We start from the raw sequence: 18,810 nt of genomic DNA, 5'->3' as shown, positions 1-18,810 counted from the left end.
AGTCGGGTTTTAGTTCCTGCCTAAACGTTTTATTATCGTAAAGAATGGTAATTTTCATAGCCAAGCGTTTTTATTATCAGTTAAACTCAAGTCTGCATTAAATTTTCCGGATTTCCGGAATCCTGGTCTTCCGGGTTGAATCAGCCACCTGGCTCAGTTCATCCAGCATTTCTTTTCCAATCGGTACCTGTGCTTCCTGAGCGGAAAATTCCACGTCTTTCATTCGCTCTATTCTGAAGAAAAGCTTTCCGGGCTTTTCAATTCTTGTAAACATCAGATTGTCGGCTGCATCTTCCAGGGCCTTAATTTTATCAGCCAGGGCACTGGTACTTACTGCAAAGAGATAGGTCCGGCTTTTATCATTTTTAAGGGTATCCTCCAGCTTTCTTAACATGCTGTTTTGATAGGTCTGGGAAAAAAGCAACAAATTCAATGCAGACCCAAATACAAGGGTACCCGGACCATTATGTTCTACCATCTTTTCAGCCTGCTCGATGGTTTCATCCCATACCTCGGGTTTGACCATGTTGGCCCTCAACATATCCCCACTTATCCTTTCACTTCTATCCGCCTGCGGATCAAACTGAATATACACCATTCTTCCGGGATAATCATTCAGATCAATATTGTACAACCTGGACATGGCCGATTTAGTCAGTTCAGGATTGGGGTATTGCAGGGGCATAGCAATCACCGACCCACCAGCTTTTAACCAGGCAGACAAAAACGCAAATCCAACCAAAGGTTTACCGGTTCCACCAGGTCCGCTTATCAATGTAGATGAAGGAATGGTGATCCCTTCAGGTAACAAATTATCCAGCCATTGAACATCCGTTGTCACTTGCATATTTGATTTCTCCTTATTTTATAGTTCAATAAAATCAATCCTTTGTTATTAATGAACGCAAAAATAATGAGAATATTCTCAAAATAATTAATCTTGACTAAATTTTTGAACTTTTCACAGGAATTTACGGAGCTTTACAGGCAATATAAGAAAGGCCATCTCGAAGAACTCCAATCCAGATAAAAAAATGGCAGCGTAGTGCTTCAGAAGTTCAACTTCTTTATCACTACGCTGCCAATTATACTATTGGTACTTACCGGTCAAATCCTTGCTTTTTTTGGCAAAACTTGCCAGGTAAGGTAATGTATTCGCGATTAGTAACGCTGACGTTCTTTATAGTGCGTATGCAGCAGGTGATGTGACTTTTCACCTAGCGGCTCGCCCAGGAACTCTTTGTATATTGACTGTATTTCAGGATTCTCATGCGACTTACGTATCGTCATATTGGCATCTTCCTCGTAAATGGCGTCGGCACGTTTTTGCCTGATCTCCGGTGTGGTTGGTATAGGCTGACCTCCGCCACCGAGACATCCGCCGGGACATGCCATGATCTCAATAAAATGCCAGTCGGCTTTGCCTTCTTGAATTTTTTGCATCACCTGTTCTGCATTGGTGAGGCCATGGGCAACCACCGTTTTCAGTTCAGCGCCTTCGAGAAACTTCCATTCGTCCTTGGCTCCCTCAATAACAATGGAAGCTTCACGTACTCCTTCCATTCCGCGTACAGGATTAATGTTCAAGTTGTTGAAAGGCACTTCTTTACCGGTAACGACTTCGTAGGCAGTACGCAATGCTGCTTCCATCACGCCGCCGGATGCTCCGAATATTACTCCTGCACCGGACGATTCACCCATAATGCTGTCATATCGTGAATCAGGAAGATTAAGGAAGTTGACTCCTGCCTGGCGGATCATCATAGCTATTTCCCGTGTTGTCAATACATAATCGACATCTTTATGGCCGCTATCTCTCATTTCCGGTCGGTCGGCCTCATATTTTTTAGCCGTACAAGGCATTACCGATACAGAAACAACATCATCCGGATCAAGATTCTTCTTCTGAGCATAGTAGGTTTTCGCCAATGCCCCGAACATTTGCTGTGGTGATTTACAGGTAGAAACATTTTCCAGATATTCGGGATAAGTATGTTCAATGAATTTGATCCAGCCGGGTGAACAGGAAGTGGTCATCGGCAGTTTCACATCCGGATCTTTGTCTACCAGTGCTTTTTTAAGTCTGGTGAGCAATTCGGTACCTTCCTCCATGATGGTCAGGTCGGCAGACCAATCGGTATCCAGCACCGAATCAAAACCGATGCGTTTCAGGGCGGTCACCATCTTACCCGTCACACGTTCTCCCACATCAAAGCCGAGCTCTTCGCCCAAAGCCACACGAACGGCGGGTGCGGTTTGTACCACCACATGCTTGTCATCATCGTAGATGGCATCAAAAACCTGATCAATATAATTGCGCTCAACCAAAGCCCCGGTAGGACAACGGTTGACACACTGTCCACAGTTGGTACATACCACATCGATCATCGGATTCTCAAAGAAAGTGGAAATCTTCATTTCATGCCCTCTATAGGCAACACCAAGGGCACTTACGTGCTGCAATTCGGTGCAGGTACGAACACATCGCTGGCAACGGACGCATTTTCCATCATCTTTCATAATGGAAGGAGAATACTGATCAATAGTCAGGTTCTTATCCGGTACCAGATCCGCAAAAAGGTATTCTCCACTGATGATCGTATCGCTGGCCAGGGATTGCAGTTCACAGTTGCCGTTTTTATAGCACTTCGTGCAGTCTTCCCTGTGTTCTGACAGCAGCAGATCCACAATATACCTTCTTGCACGACGAACCTTCAATGTATTGGTATAAATTTCCATTCCTTCTTCAGCCATGGTGGCACAGGAAGGGATCAGATTGTCAGCACCTTCCCGCTCTACCATACAAACCCTGCAGTTTCCCGCAATACATAGATCCTCATGATAGCAAAGGGTGGGAATATGTAATCCCAGTTTTCTTGAGGCATCGAGAACGGTAAGTCCCTTATCAATACTTACATCAATGCCGTCTATTTTTAAATTTACCTTTTCAGCCATTATATCATTATTTTTATTGTATTCCACAAAAGATTAATATATCATTTCCTCTTTAAAGTTATCCACAATGGATGAGAATGAATTGGCCACCGACTGACCCAATCCGCATTTGGCAGTCATTTTCATCACTTCAGTCAACCTCATTAAAGTTTGCAAATATGTAGTGGGTTGTTTGCCCCTTTTGACCTCTTCAATTCCTTTCAGTAACTGCTGGCAGCCAACCCTGCAAGGGGTACACTGGCCACAGGATTCTTCACGGAAAAATTCCACATAATTGCGCAGTACATTATACATAGACCGGGAACTATTAAAAAGCATCATAGAACCCCCGGTAGGCACTCCTTCGAAACCAATAATGGTGTCATTAAAATTTTTTCTGGGGACACAGAAACCTGCGGCGCCTCCGACCTGAACGGATTTCGTATCTCCATCGCCAAATTCTTCAACAAATTCAGCCAGTGACATTCCAAGTTCCAGTTCATAGATCCCGGGAATAGGGGTATCTCCTGATACGGAAAACACTTTGGATCCTCTGGAATCGGCAGTACCCAGTTCCTGAAATTTCTGGGACCCAATGTTGCATATCATCAGTGCATAGACCAGTGTTTCCACATTGTTTATCACTGTAGGCTCGTTTCTAAATCCTTTTTGAGTCGGATAAGGCGGTTTGTTTCGGGGTTCTCCTCTTTTTCCTTCCATAGACTCAAATAAGGCACTTTCTTCACCACAAATGTAAGCTCCGCTACCCAGAAGAAGCTTAATCCTGAAATCAAACCCTAAATCATCCAGTTTTTCATGGAATTCATCAATTTGTTTTTGTATATCCTCTTTCAGAAATTCATATTCACCTCTAAGGTACATATATCCTTCTTTGGCACCAATGACATAGGCACAAACAGCCATGCCGCCAAAAACTTTATGAGGTACCTTTAACAATATTTCCCGGTCTTTAAAGGTTCCGGGCTCTCCTTCATCAGCATTACAAATAACAAATTTTTCATCGCTTTTCTCCTGGGCAGTAAATTTCCACTTTAAGCCGGTAGGAAAGCCGGCACCACCCCGGCCCCTTAATCCTGAATCAAGGACATCCTGAATAATTTCTTCTTTTGGTCTTTTTAGGGTCTGCTCAAGAATACCCTTGTAGCTGCAATCTTCTGTGAATATTAGATCGACCCTTTTAAGTTTTCTCGTTGTATCTTGCATAACGAATGTTTTTTAATTGTTTGTTATTCAATTTCTTGCTTCAAATACTCCTCAATAATTTCACTTACCTTGTCCGGAGTTAGCTCAGTATAAGGTTTTTCATTAATGAGCATGGCAGGACCTTTATGACACCAACCAAGACAATTGGTTTCAAGCAAGGTGAAACGATTGTCCTTGGTAGTTTCTCCGACATTAATCTTTAACAGGTCCTTAAGCGTGTCCATAATCTCCTTTTTACCATGCATATCACATGTAATGGTTCGGCACAAGCGAATCACATATTTTCCCCTGGGTTCAGTATCCAGAAAGGAATAGAAAGTTGCCGTACCATAAACCAGGGCTGCAGACATATCCAGTTCCCTGGCTACCTCAACCATTGCATTCTCTGAAACATGTCGCTTCTTTTTGACAATTCCCTGTAAAATGGGAAGCAAACTTTCACGGTTTCTTCCATGTTGGTCTGCTAAATCTTTGACTAATTCTTTAATTTCAGGCATATCCACAATTTTTGATTTAGATTACTGTTATTTTGCTAACACTGTTATTTATATAACATTTCATTTTTGTTACATTGCATTTCCATTAGTGCTAAAAATAGAATGGTTTCTAAAGCAAAGAAATGATAAAAATCATGTTTATCCGAATAATGACTTCGGTCAATTCATGCTCCTAAGGTCCTTTGATACGGATGATGTGGTGTACTTCAAAAAGCCGGTGCGTTATTTAAAATCACTCTAAAAAGGGTGTACCGGAAACGGAAAATCCAAGCATGTTTTCCGGTATTCCTTATACACCCCCGGGAACTGACAGTAAACATTTATATTACTCAAATACAATCACCGCTGCAGGTTCCAGCGTTCTAAAAGTAAAAGATTCGGTGAAATATAATTGTACCTCTTTCTCGTTATGCGATTCATAGCCTATTGAAAGATCCTGGCCGAGTGTTAACTGAAAGTCACCTCCCCGGCCTGAAACCAAGAACCCTTCATCAATATTGGGGTTCAGGATGATCTGACCGCCGATAACGTCTTCTACCTGGCGCTTCAACGGATAGCCTCCGGTATGAATATGAAGGCTCTGCCATTTATCATTTCCCACAACCAGATGATAAGGCCCTTCAACAAAAGCCCTTTTCATTGCGCTAATGGCATCAACCACGGCTTTCAATATTTCCTTCGCTTCCCCGGGAAACTTCATGGTATCATGATCGGAAACTTCCTTCAAGCCTTTAATACAAGCTTTCTCAAACCCCAAATAAATGGCTTTCTCTTCGAATTCACCAATTTCCCGGGCGGCTTTCTCCATCTCTTCCAAATCAACATCAGCAGCTCCCCTTACGGCATTATCCAACTCCCATATATTCAGTTTAAATGATTTCCGGGTTTCCATCAGTGGCTGGATACGGTTAATGCCATACTTCACAGCATCCTCCTTCTGGTTTTCATCCACATTAAGCCTTCCAACGCTCACACCTCCAAAGTCGAAACCTTTCGGCCCCTCAACATCTGCAATTTTGCGGGCAGTAAGTACATTTTGAAATACTACCTTTGCCTGTTCATTGATCTCATCCCAGGCTTCCTGGTTAATTGGTGCTAAAGACTTTCTTAATATATCCATATCTCCTCCTTTTACTTTAATTTACCAATACCTAAATCGTTATTTTGTGTTGTACTTGTATCACCCTGATCTTCACCCTGTTCCTCATGGACAATATCGCCTTCCCTGAATAACCAGTTCCGAAGTTCCTCATCCCATCCGGGCATATTTCTTCTTAACCATTCAAGAGCCATGCAGGCATGTTCAATTTCCTCATCCCTGTTGTGGGCAAGAATGTCTTTTAAAGTTTGATCATTACTTGTATCCACTCTCTGATGATACCAATCGACAGCCTCGATTTCTTCTTTCAGGCTATTTAAAGCCCTTGTGAAATTTCGGGCTTCTTCACTTAATTCATTAACAGGTTCATGATAGTTTGACATGGTTACTCCTTTCTTATTAAATTTTAAAAACTTTAAAGATAAAACAAATTTGAAAATTTATCCAAACCGGCACTCTGTTTTATGGCATAAAAAGCGATTGTCCATAAAGTCAAAGAGAATTTGAACGCAAATCCATTGGCATGGGTGTTCCGCATCATTCCGTTTTCAGTGCGGAATTAAAGGTTTTATTCAGGTCAATGGTTTGAATGGTTAGATCATCCCTGTATCTTAAAATATTAAGGGACACGTTCTCCAGACCACTCCGCCGATAGGGCCTATAAAATTTATAGTTGGAATGGCACAAGGAAATGTCGTAATATGGAAGGCATTTTTCAAAGTCTCTTCCAAAACGGTACATCGCATTCAGGAAATAATAACCTATATCGAAACCATGAAAGGCATAAGAGCCGGGTTCTGAACTGAACATTGCCCTATAATTTCGAATAACCGGGTTAATGAGGTCATCCTGGTAATTAACATGAAATGATGTGTACAGGGAGAGATTGATGTTATAGAAATATTCCAGTTCAATATTCACAAAATCCTGCCAGTTGGAATAACCAAAAACCCGCATATCATAACCCTTTTTGGCAAGTGTATTCAGATTTGTTACCACATCCGTGACAAAAGCTTCATCCTCGGAAGGAACCATGATAATATTTTCTTCGCCTTTATTCATGGCCTGTTCCAGGTAAAACATGCTGTCTTTAAATGCAACTTCTTTAAACCGTACATCTCCAAAGGAAGTATCCTGGGACATCCTGTTGAAAAGTCTTTGCTTATACCTCCTGATCCTGGGATAATAGAGGCTATCCCCCGAGTGAACCATAATCATATTGTTGTCACTATAAGAGGAAATATAAGAAACGAACTGATCAAGCTGAGCTTCCCTGGAAGGACGAATCTGTATCACATAGGGATTATCCGCTAAAATTTTATTTTCTCTTGAAAACGGGGAAACGATATGAATCTGATTTTCTTTGGCAAAATCTGCCATTACGGAAAAACATTCCTGATATACCGGACCGATGATTAAATCAAGATTCTCCAGAGAGTTGTCCGAAAGAATCTGCTTTACTTTATCGGGATCATCTGCCGTATCAAATACTTTTAGCCTGACGGAAACTCCCTTATTTGACAGTGAATCAAGGGCAACAAGCATGCCCTCATAAAACCGGATAAAATTCTGAGAACGGGGATAGATATAGAATGGATCCCTTTGAACTTTTTTGTAGATTTTCTCTCCTTCGTCATTGGTTTTGGAACTGTCAATATAAAATTGCTCCGCATTCTCTTCCAGAAAAAAAGGCAGAAAAACACCCACCTCCACAACATTGTTCTTGAAATAATCGGAAGAATCACATGTAGGTGCATATTCACGCATCGCCTGATAATGCGATGGTACCGTGTCGTAAGCCATTTGATCTTCACCGGTGGTCAGCAATTCCTCTTCTTTCTCTTCTTTCTTAGGTATTTTGATTACTGAACCATATTGCAATTCCTCATCCTGCAGCTTCTCATTGGCCTGAATGATATCTCTGATTTCCAGTCCATATTGTTTGGAAAGGGAATAAAGCGTTTCCTTTTTCTTTACTTCGTGTAATATATAATCTTCCCCTGATACCGTCTTGGCACGCGTAGAATCCTCCTCAGCCAATTCCGGTTGCTTAGGAATCCTATAAACCTGCCGGGCCTGTAATTCTTCTTCATACAACACTGGATTATACTTCTTAATTACCTCTTCGGAAACCTGATAGCGTCTTGAGAGCGAAAACAGCGTCTCCCCTGCTTTTACTTCGTGGTAATAATACTGAGTGGTATCCTTTGCTTTGGTTTCTTCCTCCTTTTCAGGGCGAAAAGGAATTTTCAGAGCCTGCCCGGTTCTCAATCCCATTAAAATATCCGGATTTTCCCGGGCTATCTCTTTCTGCCCAACATTATAGGCTTTACTTATAGAATATAGCGTTTGTCCTTTCTTTACAACATGTACATAATAAACCTCTCCGCCAATCATGACCTTTTCATCTGACCGCTCAACCTCAACTCTATCTTCCTGCGCAATTACCGGAAGAGAGGAGAAAAGAACAAGAATTAAAACCAGTGCATATACCTTAAATGCTTTCACTCCTTTTATCGAATTTTAGTTATCCTGCAAAAGTAATAAAGCTTCACCCAAATTAAAAACATTCGCTTTACAAGAATAATAAGCTGTAATATACCGGGCTTGGGCCATATAAGCAATACCGGATCACACCTTTAGTTTTCCCTCAGAACATAATCATCATACTCCAGCTCAAACCGCAGCTTGTGCCTGGATTCTTCCTGAGCAAGGGTCAAAAACAATTTTTTCATCTCTTCGGTCGGCGCTTTTTCAGCCAGATCCATATAAAGCCGGAATGTGGCCTTTTCTTTATTCATTGCCAATACCAGGGCATCCTGGTAATTCATATCCGGATGTGGCTTTACGCTGACCATATAATCGCTTACCTTTAAATCATGTAATTTCTCCCCGGGCAGATCAAAGGATCCTTCGTCTTTAATCTTCATTATCCTGGCCTTATGATTGATTTCTTCCTGGGCGAACTGGTTGAATACCTCCCGCATACCTTCATTCGTGGCATTTTCTGCAAGATCTTTATAAAAATCAACCGACTCCTGTTCGGAATTCATGGCAAAATCAAGAATATCGTTTACGGTTGTAAAATCTTTCATATGCTGTTCATTTTTGTTAACGAAAATATTCCTTACTGAAATCAATCAAAAATTTCACCCTCATACGATTCCTTTCACTCACTGTGCACGGAAAGTTCAGAGAGTTTTTGATGCATAGCGTTCGCAGCAAGCCTGCCGGCACCCATTGCCTCGATTACGGTAGCCGATCCGGTAACAATATCGCCTCCGGCATATACGAATTCCTTTGTGGTTTCATTGGTTTGGGTATCCGTTTTGATGTAGCCCCACTTGTTTCTCTCAATATCAGGAGTTGACTTGAATATTGTCGGATTGGCTTCTGTACCTATGGCAACGATAGCCACATCACAATCTATTGTATAGTTAGAACCTTCTATGGGCACAGGTCTTCTCCTGCCCGATTCATCGGGTTCACCCAGTTGCATTTCCATACATTCCACACCTTTTACCGTTTTGTAATCTGTACCTATATAACGTACCGGGCTTGTTAACAGACGGAATTTAACGCCCTCCTCTTCGGCATGATGTATTTCTTCCTCCCTGGCGGGCATTTCCTCCCTGGACCTCCGGTAAACAATGGTGACCTCTTTTGCACCGGATCGAATGGCGGTTCTTGCACTATCCATAGCAACATTGCCTCCACCAATGACCACAATATTATTGCCAAGGGGCATAGGCGTGTCATAATCCGGAAATTTATAGGCTTTCATTAAATTCATCCGGGTAAGATACTCATTTGCTGAAAAAACATTTCCCAAATTTTCTCCTTCTATCCTCATAAACTTAGGCAAACCAGCTCCCACACCAACAAACACAGCATCATACTGTTCCAGCAGTTCATCTACAGTGATGGTAGCCCCTATAACATGATCTACCTCAATCCGGCAACCCATTCCCTTCAAATAGTCAATCTCGAACTGAACAACGGATTTAGGCAGTCGGAATTCGGGTATTCCATAAGTTAGAACACCTCCCGTTTCATGTAAAGCTTCATAAACGGTTACCGAATAACCCCGTTTCCTAAGATCGGCTGCTGCTGTAAGCCCGGCAGGTCCCGATCCCACTATGGCTATCCCTTTTCCGTTATTTCCTTCAATAACCGGTTTTTTTACAAGGTCCTTTTCCCTTTCATAATCTGCAACGAACCTTTCAAGTCTGCCAATAGCCACAGGCTCACCCTTTTTACCCATAATACAAAGGGCCTCACATTGATCTTCCTGAGGACAAACCCGGCCACAAATGGCAGGCAATATATTATCCCTCTTGATCAATTTGGCCGCCTCATTAAATTCTCCTCCGGCTACAAGGGAGATGAATCCGGGAATATCCACATTAACAGGACAGCCCTCCACACATTTGGGGTTCTTGCATTGAATACATCTTTCAGCCTCCAGCATAGCAAGCTCAGAGGTATATCCATAAGGAACTTCCTCAAAATTATTTACCCTTAATAGCTCATCCTGCTCAGGCATATCCTGCCTGGGAATCTTCCTGATCTTTCTTTCATCCGCTTTTGAAAGACCGTGCCATTCACACCCGTTTCCCAGACATATATAGAAAGGTATCAGTTTCTCGTCTGCTGCGATAATGATTTCTGCTCCCTGATTTCCGCACTCCCTGCAATGAATATCAGAACGCACCAAACTTGCACCACATAGAGGGCAAAAAATATCATCAAAAACCTCTCCTTTATCGACGGTGAAAGAGGCTTTCAAATCAAAATCTTCAAGATAGGGGCTTGATTGGAGACTGATCTCTTCTTGTTTATATATGGCTTTCAACTTCAGTTTCCTCTCTTCAGATTTTCCTGCATTTAAATTTCTTTTGCAATGCGGACAATAAGCTTTCAGGTAAGTGTGTTTTCTTAAGCTTTTTTTATGTTGAATTTCCATATAGCAGTATTTATTGTTACAATTGGGGTTCTGACAATATGTGAGGAATCTATAAACCTATCCCTCTTTATTGTTCTGGTGGATTGAAAACAGCAAGGATTCCTGCTCTTGCTTTGTGTACAGGGCATTCCGATTTTCAAGCTCCTCAAAATCTACTGCATGCCCGTCGAAATCGGGACCATCGACACAGCAGAATTGGGTCTGATTGCCTACATCTACCCGGCAACCTCCACACATACCCGTACCATCGATCATAATGGTATTCAGGCTTACCTTGGTCGGAATGTTATACTTTTCAGTAAGCTTACATACATTCTTCATCATCACAACAGGCCCGATGGCATATACCAGTTTAATATCGCTGCGGGTCTCCAGGTATCTCTTCAACGGATCGGTTACAAAACCCTTTTCCCCGTAACTGCCATCATCTGTTGTTACGGTAAGTTCATGACAATAACTCCTCATTTCATTCTCGAGAAAAAGCAGGTCTTTTGTCTGCGATCCTATAATGCCCAAAACATGATTCCCTGCTTCCATAAATGCCTTTGTCACATGATGCAAAATGGCAATACCCGTTCCACCACCTACCATTAACACTGTTCCCATGTTTTCTATCTCCGCAGGATTACCCAGGGGCCCTACGACATCCTTTATGATATCACCTTCATTCAACGAACGCATCAGAGCGGTCGTCTTTCCCACCACCTGAAAAATGATTGTAATACTTCCCGTAAATTCATCCTTATCGGCAATGGTCAAAGGTATCCGCTCTCCCGTCTCATTTACCCTTACAATAACAAAATGGCCCGCTTTTGCCTTTCGGGCAATGAGCGGCGCCTCTATTTCAAACCGGACCACCGTACCTCTGGCCATTTCTTGTTTCCTTATTATCTGGGACATATTAATAAATTTTACAATGGGTAAAAATCTATTTTCCGGATAAAACCCCCATAAACTGACAAAATTATTCTTCCGGAAATTTTATTAAAATTTGTGTAAAGATATAAATAATCATTGTTCCTGACATAAGTTATTGAAAAAATGTAGTGAGTGGACGGATTGTTAATAAATCATTATCATTCTCCTTTTCACTGCATTTTACCCTGCATTATTTATAAACAAACGTAGTGAAGTTTATGAATGCGGGAGGATTTGCGGGAAGGATGCAGGCCCGCCGAAGCTAGCGCAGGCGGGCAGGTAACCCCGCTTTAGAAAAACCGGCTTTTTGCGAAAAATAATGAAGCAAAAAGCCAGGTTTTTCAATAGCGTCAGAATTATGAATAATTCGGGTTAAATGATTAATTTTGACAACCATTTTATTCGACTTATGACCGAAACATTCATCATTGGTATAATTCCGGACAATACTTTTGGTCCTGTTGCCAGGCCACTGATCATAAATAAAACGGAAAACAAAGGCTTCTTCCCCATTGAAGCACAATTGAACGAGCTGAACTATTCCAGGTATGAAGCCTACCTGAATGATCATCAGAAAAATATATTTAACATTGCCCGGGAATATAGTGATAAACAGCTTTACAAATTATTTGGAAACAAAAAGCATCAAACCCCGAAAGAATTCTTCAGGGCTGTAAAACAAGAAGATGTTGAAAAAAGGATAAGGCCTTACATTGAAAGGAAACATTCCAGGTTGGTAGATGAACTGAGAAAAACAGATATTGAAGTCTACTTCAAGGACAAATATCAATTCATCAACAAAACCAATCAAATAGAGGTGATGAAAGAACAAGCCAAAACCATTTTCAACATTGACAAACAAACCAACGAAACCCGCTATCATCTCTCAATCAATCAGAGTGGCCGGGATATCCATCTGCTGGACAAACCTTACTGGATACTTTCACATGACCCCTGCCGCATGATAATCGATAACGCTTTATATTCCTTCGAGGACATCGATGCAAAAAAGCTTGAGCCCTTCTTCAAAAAAGACTACATCATTGTTCCTAAAAAATTTGAAAAAAAATGGTTTGAGTCATTTGCCCTGCCAAATATCAAAAAATTCAGGGTTAATCCTAAGGGATTCGATATTGAAACCCTTATACCAAAGAAAAAAGCCATACTCACCCTTACTTACGACCTCTCTTACAGATCGGCGCTTCTGCTTTCCTTCCGGTATAACAATGAACATTTCTATGCCAATAAAGGCCAGGAAAACAAAGTCATTTTGGAAGCCCAAGACGACCGTTACAAATTCTTTAAGATTATACGGGATAAAAACTGGGAAGATAAAAAAGTAGCCCTTCTCAGAAAGAAAGGACTGGAAAATTACCTCAACAGCTTTTTCTCTTTGCCAAAAAATAAGAATGGGCATTTGGTGCGTGAAAACTTCCTTTTTGATCTGATCGACTGGCTGAAAAAACACAAACCGGAACTCGAAAAAGAAGGTTTTACCATACAACAGAAGCTTAATGAGAAGACCTATTCTCTTGAAGAAATTCAGCTTCAGACAACGATTGAGGAGAAGCAGGATTGGTTTGATATTAAGGCAAAGGTAACGATTGGAAATTACAGCTTTCCCTTTATCAAATTTAAAAAATACATTCTTCAGGGAATCCGGGAAATACAACTTCCCTCCGGGGAATATGCCCTTTTACCGGAGGAATGGTTTTCCTATTATGCAGACCTATTTAAATTCGGCAAAATTGAAGGCAACAACCTACTGATCAACAAATACCATTTCAAGCTACTGGAACAAAGCATGGACAAATTCAACCACCAGTACCTTGACCGCTTAAAAGATCTCAGCGAAGATTTTCAAAAAGAAGAGATCGCCGTTCCCGAAGAGCTGTCTCCCATTCTGAGGTCTTATCAGTTACAGGGCTATCAATGGATGTACCTATTAAGCAAACACTGTTTCGGAGGTTGTCTGGCCGATGACATGGGTTTGGGAAAAACCGTGCAAACCCTGACCATGTTGCTCAACTTAAAAAAATCCGGAACAAAAACCAGGCTCCCGGAAAAAGAGAAGGCCTATAACCGCCAGCTAAGTTTGTTTGACAACGTCAATACACCGGAAGAAGAACAGGAAAGCACAGAAAATGAAGAAAACGGAGAGGCAGTGACCCCCACCTCACTGATCGTTATGCCTACTTCCCTTATTCACAACTGGCAGGAGGAAATAAGGAAATTCACACCTCAGCTTAGCTTTTACAAATTCACGGGCATGCATCGCACCCGGGAACCCGAAGGACTATACGCATACGATATCATCCTGACGACTTACGGCATTGTTAGAAACGACTATGGACTGCTGAAACAAATCCATTTTCATTACCTCATTCTGGATGAAAGCCAGTACATAAAAAATCCTTCCTCAAAAATCTATAATGCAGTGAATGAACTGAATAGCAAGCATAAATTTGTACTCACCGGCACGCCCATTGAAAATTCCCTTTCCGATCTCTGGGCCCAGCTTAACTTTTTAAATAAAGGCATACTGGGCAGCTACGGTTTCTTTAAGAACGAATTCCTTCAGCCCATTGAGAAAAACAAAGATCAGCATCAGGAAGCCAAGCTCCGGGCCATTATTGATCCCTTTATCTTAAGAAGGACCAAATACCAGGTGGAGCCTGAACTGCCTGAAAAAATGGAGCAGGTAATATACTGCGAAATGACGGAGGAACAAGAGTCCTGTTACGAAACTGAAAAATCAAAAATACGGAACATCATTCTGGAAAACTTGGATAATATGGAAGAACAACCCACCATGAAAATTCTGGAGGGACTGAGCACCTTAAGGCAGGTGGCCAACCATCCCGTTATGGTTGATCAGGACTATAAGGGAGATAGCGGAAAATTCGAAGAAATTACGGCCTACTTGCAGAATCTCATTTCTGAAAACCATAAAGTACTGGTATTCTCCTCGTACAAAAAACACCTCAGGCTGCTGGAAGATTTTTTTCAGCCACAGGGCTGGTCTTACTCCATACTAACGGGCGAAACTTCCAACCGTGAAAAGGTTGTTTCCGGATTTCAGAACAACGAACACAATAAGATTTTTCTGATCCAGATCAAAGCCGGAGGATTCGGGTTAAACCTGACGGCTGCGGATTATGTGCTGATCCTAGACCCCTGGTGGAATCCTGCCGTTGAGGAGCAGGCCATCAACCGGGCCCATCGTATCGGGCAAGATAAAAATGTAATGGTTTACCGCTTCATTTCAGCAAATACAGTAGAGGAAAAAATACTGCGTCTGCAAAGCAAAAAGGCCAGGCTGGCCGAAACTTTCATCACTCCGAACGAAGCCATGAAACAGCTCACGCGCGACCAGATTGTTGAGCTGTTTAGTTAACTACCTTTCACCGGGTTTCCTGAGTTTTTCCAGATCGGCATGCCTGCTCCGGTCTATCAATATTTTAGCAATCAAATACAAAATTGCAAATACAGCCATAAAACCGGCTACCCGACCGATATAATCGCCGTATTCCACATAGAAAGTTTTTTCGTCATTGGCATGAATGGTTCCTCTTATTGCGGATTTTTCCCACCAATTTGTCTGTTTGATGATTCTCCCCTTTTGGTCTATAAAACAGGAAATACCTGTATTGGCAGATCGGGCAATGCTTCTTCTGGTTTCAATGGCCCGCAAACGGGCATAATGAAGGTGTTGTCTGTAACCGATCGTTTCCCCCCACCATCCGTCATTGGTGATAATAAATATAAAATTGGCTCCATTATTGATATATTTTGATACATAGGCCCCATATATTGATTCATAACAGATTACCGGCGCTATACTTACAGGATGATTGGGAGAGGAAAATGTTTCCCGGTGTTCCTGTGTTCCCCTGGTACCGGCGGAACCGCCAAGATCGGGGATCAGACTGTTCAGAAATCCAAAAACTTTGGGATAAGGCATTTTCTCCACCCCCACCACCAGTTTGGATTTATTATACACCGGGTAGGTTCCTGAAGTATCTATCTGAATGGCCGAATTGAATCTATCAATAAAGGAATCCGACTCCCCTATTCGCTGAGCTGTAGGAGTGGGTTTCTCTTCGGATTGATACTTCTTAAAAGAATCCATTCCAATAATGTAATTGACCCGGGGATGCTGATCCACAAAATCTTTGATCCTCCGGACAGAAGGATTGGAATTAAGGTTATCCTCTGAAACATATTCATATATAGCAGTCTCGGGCCCTACAATATAATCTGTGTCGGGAGTCACAACAGCCTCCGAGAGGTTCATAATCACGTCAAGCTGCTCCTTCTGGCTCATTCCGGAAAATTTTTCCTGATAAGGGTCGATATTGGGCTGGACAATACCGACCTGGTAGAGGTTATCCGGAGGCTGATGATTATCCATCAGGTTAAAGGATATAACCAAAGGAATGATGATCAGCACCAGAAGAAAAATAAGCCGGGAGAACTGGGTAGCAAACGATTTGTAAAGTATATAATGTCGCAGAACACCAAATATCACAAAGTTAATAGCCAAAACCCATAAAGTTCCGCCAAGGGCTCCTGTATATTCGTACCATTGAATCAGTACTATATCTTTTGCAAAGCCATTTCCGAGATTCAGCCATGGCCATGAAATCTCTGCATTCAGGTAAAAATACTCCCATCCCAGCCAGTAAACCAGCAGGGAAAAATTGCCAAAACGCCTGCCCAGATTGCGTTTGGTTATATGGAATAAAAAGAAAACAAGAGCAAGAAGGAAACCATTCACCACCACTGCAATGATCGCCCCGGGCAGGGATACTTTGTAAATCCACCAGGTGGTTAACAAGTTCCAGAAAAAAAATGCAATGTAGATATATACCAGGCATACATGCGGTCTGTATAGATCCTTATTGCTGTAGAAATATTCTTCAACAAACAATAAGGGGACCAGGGCCACCAGTAATATGATTCCCGAAAACCACGGATACCAGGATAGGCTTAGCAGGATACCACTGAATATGGAAAGAATTAATAATCTGCGTTTCTTCTTCATATCATTCATTATTATTTTTGCGCGAATCGAACAGTAAAAACAATCCCTGCAAAGGTACCATTTTTCAAAAAAATAATAAACACGTGAAAATCACAAAGGCAGAGTTTGTAAAGAGCTCCACACAGATTAGCCAGCTTCCGGGAGGAAACCTCCCGGAATTTGCATTCGTGGGTCGTTCTAATGTAGGCAAATCGTCACTGATCAACATGCTCCTGGAAAAAAAACAACTTGCCCACATTTCCCAGAAGCCCGGAAAGACAAGAACCATCAATCATTACATAATCAATGACAGTTGGTATATGGTTGATCTGCCCGGATATGGTTACGCACAGACCTCAAAAAAAGAAAGAAAGGAGATGCTCCGGTTTATTAAAGATTATATCCTGTATGCCCCTAACCTGATCAACCTTTTTGTTCTGCTGGACGCAAAGATAAAACCCCAGTCATCTGATCTCAATTTTATGGAATGGCTGGGAATAAATGAAATACCCTTCACTATGGTTTTTACAAAAATGGATAAAATATCAAGCTCTGAATTATCAAAGAATATGGCCCAATACCGGCAGGAAATGCTGAAAAAATGGGAATTTCTGCCCATGGTAATCAACTCCTCCGCAGTTAAAAAGCAGGGAAGAGAGGAAATTTTAAATTATATAGAAGAATTACTGAATTATTGTTGAGCAGTTTTTTGGCCAAATAAAACATCAAATAAAAGATATTTTTATTTTTGCACCGGCAAACATTTAAAACAGTTAATCCAATGGAAAGGGATCAAATCAGGCCGCCAATAAAAATATTTACCGGTACCGCCTCCAGATACTTTGCGGAAAAAATTGCCGCCGATTATGGAGTGGAACTTGGGAAATCTTCACTGATTGAATTCAGTGACGGAGAATTTCAGACCTCTTATGAAGAGACAGTAAGGGGGGCCTATGTATTTATCATTCAGTCCACTTTTGCCCCATCAAGAAATCTGATGGAGTTGTTACATATGATTGATGCGGCCCACAGAGCTTCCGCCTATAAAGTAGTAGCTGTCATACCCTATTTTGGATTTGCCCGGCAGGACCGCAAGGACAAACCCAGAGTATCCATTGGAGCCAAGCTGGTGGCCAACTTACTGTCTGCTGCGGGCGTTGACCGGGTCATGACCCTGGATCTCCATGCCGATCAAATCCAGGGATTCTTCGACATACCGGTAGATCATCTGTATGCCTCCTCCATCTTTGTACCCTATATCAAGGAATTAAATCTGGACAATGTGGTGATCGCTGCTCCCGATATGGGAGGTACCAAGCGGGCCAATGCGTATGCGAGTTATTTCCATACCCCGCTTGTCATCTGTCACAAATCGCGGGAGAAAGCAAATGTTATTAATGAAATCAAGGTAATTGGAGAAGTGGAAGGCAAAAACATCATCATACTGGATGATATGATTGATACTGCCGGAACTATGACAAAAGCAGCCGACAAAATGATGAAAATGGGAGCCAAAAGTGTCAGAGCCCTGGCCAGTCATCCTGTATTATCAGGACCGGCTTATGAAAAAATCGATCAATCCATGATATCTGAAGTGGTGGTGACCGATTCTTTGCCCATTAAACCCATCTCTGATAAAATCAAAGTACTCTCTATAGCAGGAGTATTTACGGATGTCATAAAGAAAGTTTATAATTATCAGTCGATAAGTAACAATTTTATTTTTTAAATTTTATATTTGCACTCCCAAAAAAATATTTCTATTCAAATTTGGATAAAAAGATATTGCAATGAAGACAATAGAGATTGAAGGTTCGATACGAGAAGAAGTCGGGAAAAAAAATACCAAAAAACTGCGACAGAAAGGCCATGTACCCTGTATTCTATACCGGGGAGGAAAGGTCATCCACTTTGAGGCATCTGAAAAGAACTTTTTTAAGCTGGTATATTCACCCGATGTTTATCTTGTAAACCTAAAGCTTGACGGTGAAGTATATAACGGAGTTATGCAGGACATTCAATTCCATCCGGTAAGGGATGATATACAGCATATTGACTTTTATGAGGTGGTTGAAAAACATCCGTTCTGGATGGAGATCCCTGTAAGATATGAAGGTGTACCGGCAGGGGTTACAGACGGAGGAAA

General features: G+C 41.6%; 15 protein-coding genes. 4 read left to right on the top strand and 11 right to left on the bottom strand.

What is annotated here, in order from left to right; all coding sequences use genetic code 11:
• Window positions 1-97: 97 nt before the first annotated feature.
• From KGY70_07200 to KGY70_07155, 10 genes are all read right to left on the bottom strand, one after another.
• Window positions 98-847, bottom strand: a complete 750-nt coding sequence (locus KGY70_07200) for a hypothetical protein (GenBank protein MBS3774954.1) — start codon at window positions 845-847, stop codon at window positions 98-100.
• 314 nt (window positions 848-1,161) lie between these two features.
• Complete coding sequence (locus KGY70_07195; GenBank protein MBS3774953.1) at window positions 1,162-2,955, bottom strand: [FeFe] hydrogenase, group A; 1,794 nt, start codon at window positions 2,953-2,955, stop codon at window positions 1,162-1,164.
• Window positions 2,956-2,988: 33 nt separating this feature from the next.
• Window positions 2,989-4,158: a hypothetical protein gene (locus tag KGY70_07190; GenBank protein ID MBS3774952.1), complete on the bottom strand. Its 1,170-nt coding sequence runs from the start codon at window positions 4,156-4,158 to the stop codon at window positions 2,989-2,991.
• A gap of 23 nt (window positions 4,159-4,181) precedes the next feature.
• Window positions 4,182-4,655: an NADH-quinone oxidoreductase subunit NuoE gene (gene nuoE, locus KGY70_07185; protein MBS3774951.1), complete on the bottom strand. Its 474-nt coding sequence runs from the start codon at window positions 4,653-4,655 to the stop codon at window positions 4,182-4,184.
• Window positions 4,656-4,980: 325 nt separating this feature from the next.
• A complete protein-coding gene (locus tag KGY70_07180; protein MBS3774950.1) occupies window positions 4,981-5,775 on the bottom strand; it encodes a bacteriocin family protein in 795 nt (264 codons plus the stop codon).
• Between the two features lie 11 nt (window positions 5,776-5,786).
• Window positions 5,787-6,137, bottom strand: a complete 351-nt coding sequence (locus KGY70_07175; GenBank protein ID MBS3774949.1) for a hypothetical protein — start codon at window positions 6,135-6,137, stop codon at window positions 5,787-5,789.
• Window positions 6,138-6,291: 154 nt separating this feature from the next.
• Complete coding sequence (locus KGY70_07170) at window positions 6,292-8,262, bottom strand: LysM peptidoglycan-binding domain-containing protein (protein ID MBS3774948.1); 1,971 nt, start codon at window positions 8,260-8,262, stop codon at window positions 6,292-6,294.
• A 131-nt stretch (window positions 8,263-8,393) separates the two neighbouring features.
• Complete coding sequence (locus KGY70_07165) at window positions 8,394-8,849, bottom strand: ferritin family protein (protein MBS3774947.1); 456 nt, start codon at window positions 8,847-8,849, stop codon at window positions 8,394-8,396.
• Between the two features lie 74 nt (window positions 8,850-8,923).
• Window positions 8,924-10,300 (bottom strand): NADPH-dependent glutamate synthase, encoded by a 1,377-nt coding sequence (gene gltA, locus KGY70_07160; protein ID MBS3774946.1) that lies wholly within the window; start codon window positions 10,298-10,300, stop codon window positions 8,924-8,926.
• Window positions 10,301-10,777: 477 nt separating this feature from the next.
• On the bottom strand, window positions 10,778-11,620 hold the full coding sequence (locus tag KGY70_07155) for a sulfide/dihydroorotate dehydrogenase-like FAD/NAD-binding protein (GenBank protein MBS3774945.1): 843 nt from the start codon (window positions 11,618-11,620) through the stop codon (window positions 10,778-10,780).
• 427 nt (window positions 11,621-12,047) lie between these two features.
• On the opposite strand from KGY70_07155, the gene KGY70_07150 reads away from it, so the two are divergent.
• Window positions 12,048-15,035 carry a hypothetical protein gene (locus tag KGY70_07150; GenBank protein MBS3774944.1) on the top strand — a complete coding sequence of 996 codons (2,988 nt, stop codon included), beginning with the start codon at window positions 12,048-12,050 and terminating at the stop codon, window positions 15,033-15,035.
• Here KGY70_07150 and lnt read toward each other — a convergent pair whose 3' ends face one another.
• The gene (lnt, locus tag KGY70_07145; GenBank protein ID MBS3774943.1) at window positions 15,036-16,685 is read right to left on the bottom strand and encodes an apolipoprotein N-acyltransferase; all 1,650 of its coding nucleotides are present in this window, start codon (window positions 16,683-16,685) and stop codon (window positions 15,036-15,038) included.
• Between the two features lie 83 nt (window positions 16,686-16,768).
• Between lnt and KGY70_07140 the strand changes: the two genes are divergently transcribed.
• The 3 genes from KGY70_07140 to KGY70_07130 all read left to right on the top strand — a co-directional run.
• Complete coding sequence (locus KGY70_07140; protein ID MBS3774942.1) at window positions 16,769-17,365, top strand: YihA family ribosome biogenesis GTP-binding protein; 597 nt, start codon at window positions 16,769-16,771, stop codon at window positions 17,363-17,365.
• Between the two features lie 80 nt (window positions 17,366-17,445).
• Window positions 17,446-18,393 (top strand): ribose-phosphate pyrophosphokinase, encoded by a 948-nt coding sequence (locus tag KGY70_07135; GenBank protein MBS3774941.1) that lies wholly within the window; start codon window positions 17,446-17,448, stop codon window positions 18,391-18,393.
• 61 nt (window positions 18,394-18,454) lie between these two features.
• A partial coding sequence (locus tag KGY70_07130) for a 50S ribosomal protein L25 (protein MBS3774940.1) occupies window positions 18,455-18,810 on the top strand: 356 nt, incomplete at its 3' end.

The sequence above is a fragment of the Bacteroidales bacterium genome (assembly GCA_018334875.1).
Lineage (GTDB): Bacteria > Bacteroidota > Bacteroidia > Bacteroidales > UBA12077 > JAGXLC01.
This window is presented reverse-complemented; position numbering and strand designations above follow the sequence as displayed.

What these genes read in the sequence shown, in the direction of transcription:
- lnt (MBS3774943.1), bottom strand. Translation starts at nt 16,685, where the DNA reads ATGAAGAAGAAACGCAGATTATTAATTCTTTCCATATTCAGTGGTATC.
- KGY70_07155 (MBS3774945.1), bottom strand. Translation starts at nt 11,620, where the DNA reads ATGTCCCAGATAATAAGGAAACAAGAAATGGCCAGAGGTACGGTGGTC.
- KGY70_07175 (MBS3774949.1), bottom strand. Translation starts at nt 6,137, where the DNA reads ATGTCAAACTATCATGAACCTGTTAATGAATTAAGTGAAGAAGCCCGA.
- KGY70_07135 (MBS3774941.1), top strand. Translation starts at nt 17,446, where the DNA reads ATGGAAAGGGATCAAATCAGGCCGCCAATAAAAATATTTACCGGTACC.
- gltA (MBS3774946.1), bottom strand. Translation starts at nt 10,300, where the DNA reads ATGCCTGAGCAGGATGAGCTATTAAGGGTAAATAATTTTGAGGAAGTT.
- KGY70_07150 (MBS3774944.1), top strand. Translation starts at nt 12,048, where the DNA reads ATGACCGAAACATTCATCATTGGTATAATTCCGGACAATACTTTTGGT.
- KGY70_07195 (MBS3774953.1), bottom strand. Translation starts at nt 2,955, where the DNA reads ATGGCTGAAAAGGTAAATTTAAAAATAGACGGCATTGATGTAAGTATT.
- KGY70_07165 (MBS3774947.1), bottom strand. Translation starts at nt 8,849, where the DNA reads ATGAAAGATTTTACAACCGTAAACGATATTCTTGATTTTGCCATGAAT.
- KGY70_07190 (MBS3774952.1), bottom strand. Translation starts at nt 4,158, where the DNA reads ATGCAAGATACAACGAGAAAACTTAAAAGGGTCGATCTAATATTCACA.
- nuoE (MBS3774951.1), bottom strand. Translation starts at nt 4,655, where the DNA reads ATGCCTGAAATTAAAGAATTAGTCAAAGATTTAGCAGACCAACATGGA.
- KGY70_07180 (MBS3774950.1), bottom strand. Translation starts at nt 5,775, where the DNA reads ATGGATATATTAAGAAAGTCTTTAGCACCAATTAACCAGGAAGCCTGG.
- KGY70_07200 (MBS3774954.1), bottom strand. Translation starts at nt 847, where the DNA reads ATGCAAGTGACAACGGATGTTCAATGGCTGGATAATTTGTTACCTGAA.